Genomic DNA, 14,987 nt, shown 5'->3' on the forward strand with positions numbered 1-14,987 from the left:
TGGTGTTTAACGTGGCAGAGCGGTGCCCCATTCACGCCACTCTTTCGGTTCGCTCTCTTGTAACAGGAAATGCTTACCGGCTTGCGCTTTTGGCGCCAGCGGCGTACCTGGTGGAGTAGCGAAGGCGATACCGCCACGGATGAACTGATTAAATGTCCCCGTTTTCACCACGCCGCCTGTCAGACCAAAGTCGAGACTATAGCCGGAGGCAAGCCAGAATACGGAGTTATTCCGCACCAGATATTGGTAACGCTTACTGATACGCAAGGTGATCATCACCCGATCGGAGAGCGACCCCAGGGACATTCCGGTGACGGTTCCCACTTCGATACCGCGGAACAGGACGGGTGTACCAATATTAAGCGAGCCTGCTTCTGGCGCCTCCACGACGATGCTTAACCCATCCAGATAGCGTGAGTCGGTAATCGTGGCTTCCTGCAGTTCAAAGTCGCGCCGTGCCGCGCCGCGTCCTGGCTCAACGTTAATATAGGGCTGGAGAATCGTATCCAGATGCTCGACGCCCGCCGCGGAAATTTGTGGCGTGATAACGGAAAAACGTGTCCCGGCGCGGGCAAATGTCTGTACATACTCCGGATAAAGTACGGCTTTTGCCTGCACTTCATTACGTGCGGTGATCAATTCCAGCGTCTGGATCTGGCCGATATCAATACCGAGGTAACGAATGGGCATCCCTTCCGCCAATTTTCCGGCGTCGAACGCGTGCAGCGTAATTTGTCCGCCTACCGCGCGGGCGGAGGTTTCTGAAGCATAAAGAATGCGTTTATCGCCTTTGCGCCGGCTGGCGCTGGCGCCGCTCAGGTTATCAAAACTAATGGCCCCTTTCAGCGCGCGGGAGAGTGGCGAGGCCTGTACCGTTAGGCCGCTGCCGTTAAGTTGCACTTTCGCGCCGCCTTCCGCCCAGAACACGCTATTGCTGGTTAACAGGTGGCGATACTCCGGCTTAATATGCAGGTCGATGTCAAAGGTATTGGCGCGTGGGCGAACGGTGATGACTTCGCCTACTTCAAATTTTCGATACAGCACGACGGAACCTGCCTGGACATCCGGCAACGTTTCGGCCGTCAGCGTTAAGGTGGTAGTCGGTAAGTCACTGAGGCTATTTTCCAGCGCTTTTTCCAGGTTAGCATAGAGCGGGTAGGTGGATTTCATCTTCCCGCTCGTACCGGGTAAAATACGAATTCCGCCGTCAATCCACTCGCTGGCGCTGGCGCCGAGGAACTCTACGCCGTCAAGGCCAACTTTGACATCCACCCGGCTGTTAACCACGAATTTACTGTCGCCCTGTACCAAATCCCGGTGCTGCGGTTCAATCGCGACGATGAATGACACGCCTTTACTGGATAAGTTGCGCTCAATGACCTGGCCAATTTTTACGCCATGTAAAATTAACGGCTGGCCCGGTTCGATGCCGTAACTTTCCGGGGCCGTCAGCGTCAGGGTTAAGGCATTCGCCTCATGCAGCAGGGCTTTTTCACCCGGCACCACCACAAATTCACTGCGCGGTTCGCCGTCGCCCGGCACCAGCTCGAAGGTTTTTCCGGTTAACAACGAACTGATATTCGCGTCACTTAGCGACAGTTTGGGATTGCGTAACTCAATACGCGTATTTTCCCGCATCAGCGGAACAACGCTGGGATCGACGGTCATCTCTCCGGTGACTTTACCGCCAGGGTTGAGCGTCAGTTTAGAAAGCTCACCCACCTCCAGTCCCTGGTACATTAGCGGCGTAGATTCCGCTTTCAGACCGTCTCCGCTGGGCAGCTCAAGTTTAACGATTACCCCTCGTTGGCTGTGGGCTAAATCTTTATATAAGCCGAACGTGTCATCCTGGGCGGCGGGTTTGGAATTGTCCGGTGAGTCAAACGCAATCGCGCCATTGACCAGGGCCGCGAGGCTCTCCAGTTTCACCTTCGCGCCGCTCAGGCTTAGATCGGCGTCAATGCCGGAGACATTCCAAAAACGGCTGCCTTTTTTCACCAGATCGGTAAACCGTCGCTCAATCAGAACGTCAATCGTCACGCCCTGTTTGTTAGGGTTAATCGAATAGTCATACACCCGTCCGACAGGGATTTTACGGAAATAGACCAGTGAACCGCTATTAAGCGAACCGAGATCCGGCGCATGGAGATGAATCATCAGATCGCCGTTGCTAAGCCGGTATTTAGGCTGTGTATCCAGGGCGACGAAATGATCTCTGGGCTTGCCTTTACCTGGCATCATACCGATGTAATTCCCGCCGACCAACGCATCCAGGCCGGAAACGCCCGCCAGCGAGGCTTTGGGCGTCACCAGCCAGAATTGCGTCTCTTCGCGCAACGCATCTTCCATATCTGATTTGATACTGACGCGAACTTCAATTTTGCGCAGATCTTTGCTCAGACTGACATCTTCCACGGTGCCGACTTCTACTCCCTGATAACGCACGGGAGTACGGCCCGGTACGATACCGTCCGCCGACATAAAATCGATAGTCACGCTATTGCCGCGATCCTGGTAGCTATCCCATACCAGCCACCCCGCGATCATTAGCGCGATAAGCGGTAGCAGCCAGAAAGGTGAAATACGGCGTTTGGTTTTAATTTGCGCTTCAGTCTTCGAAGCGGGCGTTTCCTGACTCATGTGCATCCCAAAGTAAGCGGCTATCCAGCCATTCCACTGCAAGAATAGTCAAAATTACCGCTGCGCCGAAATAAAACGCAGCCGGTCCCATAGTAAAAGCCAGAATCTGATCGCGATTAATCAGAGACATGGTTAACGAGATAACGAAAAGATCAAGCATCGACCAGCGGCCTATCCATGTCACCAGACGCAGCAACAGAATTCGCGTCCGCAGTCCCTGTTGGCATTTAAAATGGATACTCAACAGTAGCGTAAACATCACGATGACTTTGGTAAACGGCACCAAAATACTGGCGATAAAAACGACGGCGGCGACGGCGATATTGCTGCTGGCAAGCGACATAATGCCCGACAGGATAGTATCTTCCTGACGCCCGCCATTAATGTAGATTACCGAGATAGGCAGCAGGTTTGCCGGCAGCAAAAAGACAATAGACGCCAGCAAGGCCGCCCAACACTTCTGTATGCTCTGTTTTCTGCGTAACCGTAGCGGAATATGACAACGCGGGCAGCGTCCTTTCGCATCCGGATAGCCGCTAAAGTGGCAGCCAAGACAGACGCGCAATCTTTCGTCCGCACGTTGAGCAGGGCGCTGCGGATAAAATCGTTCCCATAGTTGCTCCACATTCAGATGAATCATAGTCAGAATGCTAAGAACCACCAACGAGACGAACGCTAAAAGCCCGATGCCCGGCTGCAGAAAGGCATAGTCCTGCACTTTGATAGAGGCAACGCCAATACCGACCAGATAGATGTCCAGCATCACCCACTCTTTCAGTTTTTCCAGCATCAGCAGGACTGGACGCAGATTCATGCCGAGAAGGCTGCCAAACCACAGGTAAGCAATTGAAAAAACCAGAATAAGCGGCGCGCCCACCACGCAAAAGAGCACCATTGCGGCGGTTAACGGATCGCCCTGCTGCGTCATTTGCCAGATGCCGTGCATCACATTGGCATCAATGCGTACGCCCAACAGGTAGATATGGAGTAACGGTTCGCTCCAGGCAAACGGCATCAATAGCAGCATGGTTACCGCCATCGCGGTCAGCCGCGTCAGCGACCAGTCGCGCCCATCGCGAATTTTGGCCTGGCAACGAGGACAATAAGCGCTTTGATGAGCGCTCATCTCCGGCAAGCTGAACAGCATGTCGCATTCAGGGCAGCGCTGGTAGTGGCTGCGCGGCAGCGCTTCGCTAATTGACCTGATCGTTAGCTTTTTTGTTGGCGTGACGTGTGAGGTGTTCAGAGCCATGTATCGTGAATCAAAGTGTTAGAATAATGTAATCTTAACTCATGACAGGAATAATCTTGAGCAAGAACGCATTTAATGCTTATTTTAATAGCCTGTGTTTAGGAGTAAGACCACGAAGTGATTATATAATGAGCAAAACAGAACTATACGCGGCGTTAAACCGCGATTTTCAGTCGTTAATGGCAGGTGAAACCAGCTTTCTGGCCACGCTGGCGAATACCAGCGCGCTACTGTTCGAACGCCTTACCGAGGTGAACTGGGCGGGATTTTATCTCCTCGAAGGCGATACGCTGGTGTTGGGGCCGTTTCAGGGGCGAATCGCCTGTGTGCGGATTCCGGTTGGTCGCGGCGTGTGTGGCGCAGCGGTAGCGCAGAATAAGGTTCAACGTATTGATGATGTTCATGCGTTTGACGGCCATATTGCCTGTGATGCCGCCAGCAACGCCGAAATTGTGCTGCCTGTCACGGTTGGCGAACGGATTATCGGCGTGCTGGATATAGATAGCACGGCGTTTGGCCGTTTTACCGAAGAAGATGAACACGGCCTGCGTACGCTGGTCGCACAGCTTGAAACCGTGCTTGCAACGACGGATTACAAAAAATTCTTTGCGAGCGTCGCAGGATAATCAACGGATAACGTAGCAATTACTGATGGCGTCATTATAATGACGCCTGTTCATGCCTGCTGCTTGTTGGCTACGTCCGTTGTAATCAGGAAATTTCATGGAAAATCAACCTAAGTTGAATAGCAGTAAAGAAGTTATCGCGTTTCTGGCCGAGCGTTTTCCTCACTGTTTTAGTGCGGAAGGCGAAGCTCGCCCGCTGAAAATTGGTATTTTTCAGGATCTGGTAGAGCGAGTTGGGGGCGAAATGAACCTCAGCAAAACGCAACTTCGTTCCGCTTTACGTCTTTATACTTCAAGCTGGCGTTACCTGTACGGCGTTAAGCCGGGCGCAACGCGCGTCGACCTTGATGGCAATCCGTGCGGCGAGCTGGAAGAACAGCATGTCGAACATGCGCGTAAGCAGCTTGAAGAAGCCAAAGCCCGTGTTCAGGCGCAGCGCGCAGAGCAGCAAGCGAAAAAACGCGAAGCTGCCGCGGCGGCTGGCGAAAAAGAAGACGCGCCGCGACGCGAGCGTAAACCTCGCCCGGTAGCGCGTCGTAAAGAAGGCGCTGAACGTAAACCTCGCGCTGATAAACCGACGACGAAAGCGCCGCGTGCGCCTCGCGAAGAGAAGCACACGCCGGTTTCTGATATTTCAGTATTGACCGTAGGGCAGTCCCTCAAGGTGAAAGCGGGTAATAATGCGATGGATGCCACCGTATTAGAAATCACCAAAGATGGTGTCCGTGTACAGCTGAATTCGGGTATGTCTTTGATTGTACGCGCAGAACACCTGGTGTTCTGAAACGGAGGCCAGGCCTGGCATGAACACTTTTTTTAGGCTTACCGCGTTAGCTGGCCTGCTTGCATTAGCAGGCCAGTCCTTCGCCGTGGAAGATATTACGCGTGCCGATCAAATTCCCGTACTAAAGGAAGAGACGCAACATGCGACGGTGAGCGAGCGCGTAACGTCGCGTTTTACCCGCTCCCATTATCGCCAGTTCGATCTGGATGAGGCATTTTCGGCAAAGATTTTTGATCGCTATCTGAATCTTCTCGACTATAGCCACAACGTTTTGTTGGCGAGCGATGTCGAGCAGTTTGCGAAAAAGAAAACCGTGTTGGGCGATGAGCTGCGCACGGGTAAGCTGGATGTTTTTTACGATCTTTATAACCTGGCGCAAAAGCGCCGGTTTGAACGTTACCAGTACGCGCTAAAAGTGCTGGAACGGCCAATGGATTTCACCGGAAACGATACGTTTAACCTGGACCGCAGTAAAGCGCCCTGGCCGAAAGATGAGGCTGAGCTAAATGCGCTGTGGGATGGTAAAGTGAAATTCGATGAGCTCAGCCTGAAACTCACCGGCAAGAGCGACAAAGAAATTCGCGAAACGCTGACGCGTCGCTACAAATTCGCTATTCGTCGCCTGGCGCAGACCAACAGTGAAGATGTGTTCTCGCTGGCGATGACCGCTTTTGCGCGTGAAATCGACCCGCATACGAATTATCTTTCTCCCCGCAATACCGAGCAGTTTAATACCGAAATGAGCCTGTCTCTGGAAGGTATCGGCGCGGTGCTGCAAATGGATGACGATTATACTGTCATTAACTCATTGGTTGCCGGCGGCCCGGCAGCGAAGAGCAAGTCGATTAGCGTCGGCGATCGTATCGTCGGCGTAGGGCAGGCCGGAAAACCGATGGTCGACGTTATTGGCTGGCGTCTTGACGATGTGGTGGCGCTGATCAAAGGGCCGAAAGGCAGCAAGGTTCGACTGGAAATACTGCCGGCTGGCAAAGGGACGAAAACGCGTATTATCACGCTGACGCGTGAACGGATTCGTCTTGAAGATCGCGCGGTTAAAATGTCGGTGAAAACCGTCGGCAAGGAAAAAGTTGGTGTACTGGATATTCCAGGCTTCTATGTTGGCTTGACCGATGATGTCAAAGTTCAGCTTCAGAAGCTGGAAAAACAGAACGTTAACAGCATCGTTATCGATCTGCGTTCAAACGGCGGTGGGGCGCTGACGGAAGCCGTTTCGCTTTCCGGTCTGTTTATCCCTTCTGGTCCGATAGTTCAGGTGCGCGACAATAACGGTAAAGTGCGTGAGGATAGCGACACCGACGGCGTGGTCTACTACAAAGGCCCGCTGGTGGTGCTGGTCGATCGTTTCAGTGCCTCGGCATCGGAAATCTTCGCTGCCGCGATGCAGGATTATGGCCGCGCGCTGATTGTCGGTGAGCCGACCTTCGGTAAAGGTACGGTACAGCAATATCGTTCGCTAAACCGAATTTACGATCAGATGCTTCGCCCGGAATGGCCTGCGCTGGGTTCGGTGCAGTACACCATTCAGAAGTTTTACCGTGTCAACGGCGGTAGTACGCAGCGTAAAGGGGTCACGCCGGATATCATCATGCCGACTGGCAATGAAGAGACGGAAACCGGAGAAAAATTTGAAGATAACGCCTTGCCGTGGGATAGCATTGATGCGGCGAAATACGTGAAATCGGACGATTTGGCCCCGTTTGGCCCGGAATTATTGAAAGAACACAACGCGCGTATCGCCAAAGATCCTGAGTTCCAGTACATCATGAAGGATATCGCACGTTTCAATGCCATGAAGGATAAGCGCAACATCGTCTCTCTGAATTATGCGCAGCGTGAGAAAGAGAACAATGAAGAAGACGCTCTGCGTCTGGCGCGTATTAACGATCGGTTTAAACGCGAGGGTAAACCGTTGCTGAAGAAACTGGACGATCTGCCAAAGGATTACCAGGAGCCGGACCCATACCTTGATGAAACGGTGAAGATTGCTCTGGACCTGGCGCATCTTGAAAAAGAAAAACCAGCGGAGCAGGCGGCAGCCAATAAGTAACGCTAAACAGGCACAAAAAATTGTGCCTGTTTTTTTTTAACAAGCGCAGAAGTCGTCAGGATAATGCTACAAAATGTAAAGTTGTGTTTTTCTCGTGACTTACCGCCTGGTGATGCTTGAAAATAGCCATAAGACCCATACGATGTGGGTAATCGCATAGTGCGCTTTGTTAAATTGAGGTTAAAAGAAAATTATGATGCGAATCGCGCTCTTCCTGCTGACGAACCTGGCCGTGATGGTCGTTTTCGGGCTGGTTCTGAGCCTGACGGGGATACAGTCGAGCAGCGTGCAAGGCTTGCTGATCATGGCGCTGCTGTTTGGTTTTGGCGGTTCTTTTATTTCATTGCTGATGTCCAAATGGATGGCGTTAAAATCCGTAGGAGGGGAAGTTATTGAACAGCCTCGCAATGAAAGAGAACGCTGGTTGATGAACACCGTAGCAACGCAAGCGCGCCAGGCCGGTATCGCCATGCCGCAGGTTGCTATCTACCATGCGCCGGACATTAACGCGTTTGCGACGGGCGCCCGCCGTGACGCCTCATTGGTCGCTGTGAGCACCGGTCTGTTGCAAAATATGAGCCCTGACGAGGCGGAAGCCGTCATTGCGCATGAAATCAGCCATATTGCCAATGGCGATATGGTGACGATGACGTTGATTCAGGGGGTGGTTAACACCTTCGTTATCTTTATTTCGCGCATTATCGCGCAAATTGCTGCAGGTTTTCTGGGCGGCAACCGTGATGAAGGCGAAGGAAGTAACGGTAATCCGCTAATCTATTTCGCCGTTGCGACGGTGCTGGAACTGGTCTTCGGTATTCTGGCAAGCATTATCACCATGTGGTTCTCCCGTTACCGTGAGTTTCATGCCGATGCGGGATCGGCGAAGCTGGTTGGTCGTGAAAAAATGATTGCCGCGTTGCAGCGCCTGAAAACCAGCTACGAGCCGCAAGAAGCGACCAGCATGATGGCGTTTTGTATTAACGGTAAATCGAAATCGTTAAGCGAGCTGTTTATGACGCACCCACCGCTGGATAAACGCATTGAAGCGCTGCGTAGCGGCGAGTACCTGAAATAATAAGCCCACTGGCAAGTATGAAAAGCGCGTCGAATGACGCGCTTTTTTTACGCCTGAACGCGTGGTTGCGTAATACGTAAACCGCTCACTACCGCCGCGAGAGTCGCCAGGATCGCCGCTGCGAGCAGCGAAAGATGCGTACCGCTATCGCCAAACTGGTTCAACATCAGCGCTACCAGCGCGGCGCCAGTACTTTGGCCTAACAGTCGCGCCGTGCCCAGCATCCCGCTGGCGCCACCGCTGCGCTCACGCGGCGCGGAAGTGATAATGGTGTGATTATTCGGCGACTGGAACAGGCCAAACCCTGCGCCACAAAGGATCATTGGCCAGATAATATTCAGATCGGAGGGGGAGGCAGGCAACATGACCAGCGCAAACAACCCGGCTGCCATTATCACCATTCCCAGCGCCCCCAGCAAACCGGCATGAAGACGTTCTATCAGGTATCCCGCCAGCGGCGCCATCACCATCGTTGCCAGCGGCCAGGGCGTCAATAACAGGCCGGTTTCTACTTCGCTACGGCCCAGCACGGTTTGCAGATAAAAAGGTAGCGAGACCATGGCTAACATTTGCGCGCAGAACGAGCAAATTGACGTGCCGATCGAGAGTGAAAAAAGCGGAATGCGTAACAAGTCGATGGGTAACAAAGGGACGGGCAAAGAAAGCTGGCGGCGCACGAAGAAAAACCCGACCACGACCAGAACGAGCAGCTCTGCGCCAATCAACGTTAGCGACTGTCCCTGGGCAAATCCGCTCAATGCGGTAATCAGCAGGCCAAATGTGAGCGCATTCATTACCGCGCTCGGTAAGTCAAAGCGCGGCTTAGTGTCATGGGCGATGTTTGCTGGTAAAAAGCGGATGGCCAGAATTAACGCGATGATACCTAACGGGACATTAATCAGAAACAGCCATTTCCATGATGAGATGGATAAAATCGCCGCGGCGATCGTCGGACCCGCGGCGGAAGAGACGGCGACGATAAAAGAGTTAATTCCCATGCCTCGTCCCAGATGACGCTGGGGGTAGATAAGACGAATCAGCGCCGTGTTTACGCTCATTAGCGCCGCGCCGCCAAATCCCTGCGCGATGCGCGCCAGCGTCAGCATCTGCAGCGAGTCTGAAAGCGCGCAAAACAATGATGAAAGCAGAAATACCACTAAACCACATTTATAGATCCGGTGATAACCAAACATGTCGCCTAAAAAAGACAGGGAAAGCAGTGAGACGACAATGGCGATTTGGTACGCATTGACAATCCAGATAGAGCTGGCAGGGGAGGCATGTAAATCAGTCGCAATGGTTGGCAGCGCGACATTAGCGATTGCGCCATCCAGAACCGCCATCGAAATACCGATAATAATCGTCAGGATAGCGCCGTATCTCTGCGGGAGGGGCAGGCCATCGGCCCGTGTTTTTTCCATAAGTATTTTGTAATAAGGGGAATTATGAGCTGAATAATAATGTTAGCATTAATACTGAGTTGTTATGTCGCAGATTTGTAACGAAGTAAGCAAAGATGGATTGCGGGCGACCTGGCGTGAAATTATAATAAAAACTCGTTCTGAATTTTATAAAACGCTCGTAATGAGGTGATAAATGGCAAACGCAGATCTGGATAAGCAGCCTGATTCTGTATCTTCTGTGCTGAAAGTTTTCGGCATTCTGCAGGCGCTGGGTGAAGAGCGTGAAATAGGGATTACCGAGCTATCGCAGCGCGTCATGATGTCGAAAAGCACCGTTTATCGCTTTTTGCAAACCATGAAAACGCTGGGCTACGTGGCTCAGGAGGGGGAGTCTGAAAAATACTCTCTGACGCTAAAGCTGTTTGAGCTGGGCGCGCGAGCTTTGCAAAATGTTGATCTCATCCGCAGTGCGGACATTCAGATGCGCGAACTGTCTCGTCTGACAAAAGAAACTATCCATCTTGGCGCGCTGGATGAAGACAGCATTGTCTATATCCATAAAATTGACTCTATGTACAATCTGCGGATGTACTCACGTATTGGGCGTCGTAATCCGCTGTACAGTACGGCCATCGGTAAAGTGCTTCTGGCCTGGCGCGACCGTGATGAGGTTAAGCAGATTCTCGACGGCGTAGAGTATAAGCAAAGCACGGGACGCACGATTACCAGCACTGAAGCGTTGCTGCCGCTGTTGGATGAAGTGCGTGCGCAAGGATACGGTGAAGATAACGAAGAACAGGAAGAAGGATTACGTTGTATCGGCGTACCGGTATTTGACCGTTTTGGCGTAGTCATCGCAGGGTTAAGCATTTCGTTCCCGACGCTGCGTTTTTCAGAAGAACGCCTACAGGAATATGTGGCTATGTTACACGCCGCCGCGCGTAAAATTTCTGAACAAATGGGTTACAACGATTATCCCTTCTAAGCAACGTTATTAGCATGACGTTAAAAAAAAGCAGCTACGAAAAATGTAGCTGCTTTTTTTATAACATCGGGTGGGATGAAATCGTAAAAGTAGATAATATCTGTCGGCTTATTTAACGGTTATTAAAATATTATTTAACAGTACTTATGAACAACAGCCAATATAGGGGAATTATTGGTGATAGTTTCACTGTGAAATTATTTATTGCCGCTTAGCCATTATCCACCACGGTGGCGATTTTTCTGAAAATGGGACAGTCGGAAAAGCCAATAATGCCGCTGTTGGTATGGAGATATTGCGCCGTGCTGGTGCCGCGTGCGGTCAGGTAATGGCACTGTAAACCCAGCCCCGCAGCGTTCACTTTACTTCCCACCAGGATGCCATAGCCGCTCATCAGCAGGCCTATCCACACCAGGGCAAACAATACAATTGCGCGAATGATCAAACGCATTACTACCTCTTTTCTTTTTTAGTTAGAATAAGAGTAGCGTGTACATTGATTGAAACAAGTGAATCATTCCTAAAAACATATAATGCCGCTACAGTTACTCCTGGTTTAAGTAACTCATGATAATTTAGCGACATAAGATGTAAGATCGGAGAGTGGAGTGAAAAAATTTCGATGGGTCGTTCTCGGCATCGTGGTGGTAGTATGCCTGTTGCTGTGGGCGCAGGTGTTTAATATCATGTGCGATCAGGATGTACAATTTTTCAGCGGTATTTGCGCCATCAATAAATTTATTCCCTGGTAAACGTTTTACACCAGAGATTTCCTTCCCGTGTAGCAGTGGTAGAATGACGTCTCTACATTGAGGTGGTGAAATGAACGACGTTTTAAACTCTGGTGCGTTTTCTCTTGCATCTTTAATAGTATCAATGGTGGTTCTGGTGGTGGGGCTGGCGCTCTGGTTCTTTGTCAACCGGGCAAGCTCCCGTGCCAACGAGCAGATAGAATTGCTCGAAGCGTTATTGGATCAACAGAAGCGGCAAAACGCGTTGTTACGTCGCCTTTGCGAAGCAAACGAACCAGAAAAAGAAGCGGAACCCGCAACAGCGGCAAGCGAACCAAAAGAGGATGAGGACATCATTCGTCTGGTTGCAGAACGATAATGCTTACCGGGGCGCAAATGGCGCCAGTGCCATACGCCCCATTTCCCCGTCGGATCTCTCCGCGTTGCCGTTTGCAACTGATACTACAGCATCAACACCTTACATAATATATGGCTTTATATGCAACATAGTTTTATATGTATAACAAATGGACATATGGCATTTTTGTGATACCGCTCATTCTCTATTAAAAGCGAAACGTTTCTCTCTCTTTATGGATTGTCATTGTTTGTTCATTATTTTAAGGCATTCTGTAAAGACGCAGAACATCACAAAAAGCGGTGCCGAAAATCGCTTTTCTTTTCTATTATTTTGATTAAAAGGTGTTTTTTATCATTGTGACAATTTATGCATAACTCAGCATAAAAAGTGATATGAAAAATACAGCTTTTAAATGTGATTTGATGCACTGGAAGAAGCGAAGTTATTGAGCTATGGTAGAAAAATGGCTTTTCAGCAGTGACGTTGTCAGGAGTCCGTCAGCGCGTGAGGATATATCTTTCGCAATTTTGTTGCATAAACGTGCTGTCAATTTGTGAAGGTTCTCGTAATTTGTGCGACGGATCGAGACACGTTTAAAAATGGCTTGCCATAATTAACGTTGTATGTGATAACAGGCTTTGGGTTAAACGAGGTACAGTTCTGTTTATGTGTGGCATTTTCAGTAAAGAAGTCCTGAGTAAACACGTTGACGTTGAATACCGCTTCTCTGCCGAACCTTATATTAGTGCCTCAAGCAGTAATGTCTCAGTTTTATCTATGTTATGCCTACGGGCAAAGAAAACACTCTAAGGAATTTTGCAAATGGCAAAGATTAAAGGTCAAGTTAAGTGGTTCAACGAATCCAAAGGTTTTGGCTTCATTACTCCGGCTGACGGCAGCAAAGATGTGTTCGTACACTTCTCCGCTATCCAGGGCAATGGTTTCAAAACTCTGGCTGAAGGCCAGAACGTTGAGTTCGAAATTCAGGACGGCCAGAAAGGTCCGGCTGCTGTTAACGTAACAGCTATCTGATCGACACCACTGATTTGATGCGTTTGTCGCGTCAGCCTCAGATATAAAGCCTCGCTAAAAGCGGGGCTTTTTAATTCAATATCCTTCAAAATGTGTCTGGATGCGCTCTCGTTAGCGATTTGTTGCAAAGGCGCGATGTTATTAGCATTGTTTTTTCTGGTTTTTCCGGCCGTTTCCCGTTAAATCAATCACCTGAAAAATGATTCGGCTGGAGATCAGGTGAAAAAGAAAAGCGACGGCGATACCCGTAATTTTACGCCCATACGTTTTGCACTACTTTGCACTGCCATTCTGCTCAGTATGGCATTGTTGTTAGGGCGGGTGGCATGGCTGCAAATTGTTACGCCGTCGAAACTGGTGAAACAAGAAGATATGCGCTCGCTTCGTGAAGTGACCACGGCCTCTCCACGCGGCATGATCACCGACAGAGAAGGGCGACCCTTAGCGGTGAGCGTTCCGGTTAATGCTGTCTGGGCCGATCCGAAGACTATCATAAGCAAAGGCGGCGTTGGCTACAATGAGCGCTGGCAGGCGCTGGCCAGCGCCCTGCATCTGTCTCTCAGTACGCTTGCGGAACGGGTAAACAGTAACCCGGCAGGCCGTTTTATCTACCTTGCGCGCCAGGTTTCACCCCAGCAAGCCGAATGGATAGATAAACTGAATCTACCGGGTATTAACCTGCGGGAAGAGTCGCGCCGTTTTTACCCTGCCGGACACGTAGCGGCCAATTTGATCGGCTTTACCAATATCGACGGGCAGGGAATAGAAGGTATTGAAAAGAGCTTTAACGCGCAACTGACGGGAAAACCGGGCTCCCGATTGGTGCGTAAAGATAAATTTGGTCACGTTATTGAGAACATTACGGAAGTGAATCCGGTTCCTGCTCATGAACTTCAGCTTAGCATTGATGAACGTCTGCAAACGGTTACCGAAGATGCGCTGGATAACGCCGTCATCTGGAACAAAGCGGAATCCGGCGCTGCCGTATTGATTAACATCCCAACGGGTGAAATTCTCTCGATGGCGAGCTACCCGGATTTCAACCCGAACAACCGTGAAGGCGCGCAGTTGGACGATTTTCGTAACCGCGCGATTAGCGACACCTTCGAACCCGGTTCTACTGTGAAGCCATTGGTCATTATGACTGCGTTACAGCAGGGCATCGTGCAGCCGGACAGCGTTATCGATACCCATCCTTTTACTCTCGATGGACACCGTATCCGCGACGTCGGTTACTATCCGGAACTGACATTAACCGGCATTTTGCAAAAATCCAGCGATACCGGCGTTTCTCACCTTTCTCTGGCGATGCCGGTGCAGAAATTAATGGATACTTATAAAAGCTTTGGTTTCGGCGTGCCTACCGGACTGGGTCTCACCGGAGAGAGCAGCGGGTTATTACCGAAACGCCGTTACTGGAGTGATTTAGATCGCGCTACCTTTGCTTTTGGCTATGGATTAATGGTGACGCCGCTGCAACTGGCGCATGTTTATGCCACGATTGGCAGCTTTGGTATCTACCGTCCGTTATCGATCACCAAAGTTGATCCGCCCGTGATCGGCACGCGGGTAATGCCGGAAGAACTGGTGCACGAGGTGGAACATATGATGGAGAGCGTCGCGTTGCCTGGCGGCGGCGGAACAAAAGCCGCAGTAAGAGACTACCGTATTGCGGTCAAAACCGGGACGGCGAAAAAAATTGGCGATGATGGTAAATACGTCGATAAGTATGTGGCATATACCGCAGGCGTCGCGCCGGCAAGTAACCCCAGATTTGCGCTGGTGGTGGTGATTAATAATCCGCAAAATGGGGCTTATTATGGCGGTGCGGTATCTGCGCCCGTATTCAGCCAGATCATGGGCGATGTGCTGCGGCTGGAAAATGTTGAGCCAGACGGTATGCCAGCCGATTCAGATCACCTTCTGGTGATGCATGGCAGCCACGTTGCGGTTCCGGGTTCGTAAAGGATTTTCCCGGGGCGCAATTCGCGTTACACTTGCGCCCTTTAGCGCCCCAGTCCGGAGTTGTC

At 50.8% G+C, this 14,987-nt stretch carries 14 protein-coding genes; 10 read left to right on the plus strand and 4 right to left on the minus strand.

Going from position 1 to position 14,987, the window contains the following annotated elements; genetic code table 11:
- Positions 1-6: 6 nt before the first annotated feature.
- Together QEN31_RS10260 and yebS are read right to left on the minus strand one after the other, a co-directional pair.
- A complete protein-coding gene (locus tag QEN31_RS10260; protein WP_001535256.1) occupies positions 7-2,640 on the minus strand; it encodes a PqiB family protein in 2,634 nt (877 codons plus the stop codon).
- Positions 2,609-3,892, minus strand: coding sequence for a membrane integrity lipid transport subunit YebS (gene yebS / locus QEN31_RS10265; RefSeq protein ID WP_001207294.1), 1,284 nt, complete (start codon positions 3,890-3,892; stop codon positions 2,609-2,611). The genes QEN31_RS10260 and yebS overlap by 32 nt, the downstream gene beginning before the upstream one ends.
- 128 nt (positions 3,893-4,020) lie before the next feature.
- On the opposite strand from yebS, the gene QEN31_RS10270 reads away from it, so the two are divergent.
- The 4 genes from QEN31_RS10270 to htpX all read left to right on the plus strand — a co-directional run bounded on the left by QEN31_RS10270 (position 4,021) and on the right by htpX (position 8,445).
- A complete protein-coding gene (locus tag QEN31_RS10270; RefSeq protein ID WP_001518229.1) occupies positions 4,021-4,518 on the plus strand; it encodes a GAF domain-containing protein in 498 nt (165 codons plus the stop codon).
- A gap of 97 nt (positions 4,519-4,615) precedes the next feature.
- Complete coding sequence (gene proQ / locus QEN31_RS10275; protein ID WP_000431401.1) at positions 4,616-5,302, plus strand: RNA chaperone ProQ; 687 nt, start codon at positions 4,616-4,618, stop codon at positions 5,300-5,302.
- A gap of 19 nt (positions 5,303-5,321) precedes the next feature.
- Positions 5,322-7,370, plus strand: a complete 2,049-nt coding sequence (gene prc, locus QEN31_RS10280; RefSeq protein WP_001091237.1) for a carboxy terminal-processing peptidase — start codon at positions 5,322-5,324, stop codon at positions 7,368-7,370.
- Between the two features lie 193 nt (positions 7,371-7,563).
- Complete coding sequence (gene htpX / locus QEN31_RS10285; RefSeq protein ID WP_000984498.1) at positions 7,564-8,445, plus strand: protease HtpX; 882 nt, start codon at positions 7,564-7,566, stop codon at positions 8,443-8,445.
- A 47-nt stretch (positions 8,446-8,492) separates the two neighbouring features.
- On the opposite strand, the gene QEN31_RS10290 is transcribed toward htpX, so the two are convergent.
- Complete coding sequence (locus QEN31_RS10290) at positions 8,493-9,866, minus strand: MFS transporter (RefSeq protein ID WP_000416128.1); 1,374 nt, start codon at positions 9,864-9,866, stop codon at positions 8,493-8,495.
- A gap of 175 nt (positions 9,867-10,041) precedes the next feature.
- Between QEN31_RS10290 and kdgR the strand changes: the two genes are divergently transcribed.
- The gene (gene kdgR, locus QEN31_RS10295) at positions 10,042-10,833 is read left to right on the plus strand and encodes a DNA-binding transcriptional regulator KdgR (protein ID WP_001262195.1); all 792 of its coding nucleotides are present in this window, start codon (positions 10,042-10,044) and stop codon (positions 10,831-10,833) included.
- A gap of 211 nt (positions 10,834-11,044) precedes the next feature.
- Here the strand turns inward: kdgR and yobH are convergent, their stop codons facing one another.
- Entirely contained in the window at positions 11,045-11,284 is a 240-nt protein-coding gene (gene yobH, locus QEN31_RS10300) for an invasion protein YobH (protein ID WP_001236777.1), read from the minus strand.
- A gap of 157 nt (positions 11,285-11,441) precedes the next feature.
- Between yobH and mgrB the strand changes: the two genes are divergently transcribed.
- The 5 genes from mgrB (at position 11,442) to ftsI (ending at position 14,922) form a co-directional block, all read left to right on the plus strand.
- Entirely contained in the window at positions 11,442-11,585 is a 144-nt protein-coding gene (gene mgrB / locus QEN31_RS10305) for a PhoP/PhoQ regulator MgrB (protein WP_000714547.1), read from the plus strand.
- A gap of 70 nt (positions 11,586-11,655) precedes the next feature.
- Positions 11,656-11,943, plus strand: coding sequence for a YebO family protein (locus QEN31_RS10310; protein ID WP_001000660.1), 288 nt, complete (start codon positions 11,656-11,658; stop codon positions 11,941-11,943).
- Positions 11,944-12,591: 648 nt separating this feature from the next.
- Positions 12,592-12,735: a DUF2627 domain-containing protein gene (locus QEN31_RS10315; protein ID WP_001537930.1), complete on the plus strand. Its 144-nt coding sequence runs from the start codon at positions 12,592-12,594 to the stop codon at positions 12,733-12,735.
- Positions 12,736-12,747: 12 nt separating this feature from the next.
- Complete coding sequence (gene cspE / locus QEN31_RS10320; protein WP_001062678.1) at positions 12,748-12,957, plus strand: transcription antiterminator/RNA stability regulator CspE; 210 nt, start codon at positions 12,748-12,750, stop codon at positions 12,955-12,957.
- A gap of 219 nt (positions 12,958-13,176) precedes the next feature.
- Positions 13,177-14,922, plus strand: a complete 1,746-nt coding sequence (gene ftsI / locus QEN31_RS10325) for a peptidoglycan glycosyltransferase FtsI (RefSeq protein ID WP_000730322.1) — start codon at positions 13,177-13,179, stop codon at positions 14,920-14,922.
- The last annotated feature ends 65 nt before the right edge of the window (positions 14,923-14,987 follow it).

This window comes from Salmonella sp. SA15303 (assembly GCF_029962125.1).
GTDB classification, from domain to species: domain Bacteria; phylum Pseudomonadota; class Gammaproteobacteria; order Enterobacterales; family Enterobacteriaceae; genus Salmonella; species Salmonella enterica.

Coding starts and splice junctions, on each gene's coding strand:
- QEN31_RS10260 (WP_001535256.1), bottom strand. CDS start 2,640: ATGAGTCAGGAAACGCCCGCTTCGAAGACTGAAGCGCAAATTAAAACC.
- yebS (WP_001207294.1), bottom strand. CDS start 3,892: ATGGCTCTGAACACCTCACACGTCACGCCAACAAAAAAGCTAACGATC.
- QEN31_RS10270 (WP_001518229.1), top strand. CDS start 4,021: ATGAGCAAAACAGAACTATACGCGGCGTTAAACCGCGATTTTCAGTCG.
- proQ (WP_000431401.1), top strand. CDS start 4,616: ATGGAAAATCAACCTAAGTTGAATAGCAGTAAAGAAGTTATCGCGTTT.
- prc (WP_001091237.1), top strand. CDS start 5,322: ATGAACACTTTTTTTAGGCTTACCGCGTTAGCTGGCCTGCTTGCATTA.
- htpX (WP_000984498.1), top strand. CDS start 7,564: ATGATGCGAATCGCGCTCTTCCTGCTGACGAACCTGGCCGTGATGGTC.
- QEN31_RS10290 (WP_000416128.1), bottom strand. CDS start 9,866: ATGGAAAAAACACGGGCCGATGGCCTGCCCCTCCCGCAGAGATACGGC.
- kdgR (WP_001262195.1), top strand. CDS start 10,042: ATGGCAAACGCAGATCTGGATAAGCAGCCTGATTCTGTATCTTCTGTG.
- yobH (WP_001236777.1), bottom strand. CDS start 11,284: ATGCGTTTGATCATTCGCGCAATTGTATTGTTTGCCCTGGTGTGGATA.
- QEN31_RS10310 (WP_001000660.1), top strand. CDS start 11,656: ATGAACGACGTTTTAAACTCTGGTGCGTTTTCTCTTGCATCTTTAATA.
- QEN31_RS10315 (WP_001537930.1), top strand. CDS start 12,592: ATGTGTGGCATTTTCAGTAAAGAAGTCCTGAGTAAACACGTTGACGTT.
- cspE (WP_001062678.1), top strand. CDS start 12,748: ATGGCAAAGATTAAAGGTCAAGTTAAGTGGTTCAACGAATCCAAAGGT.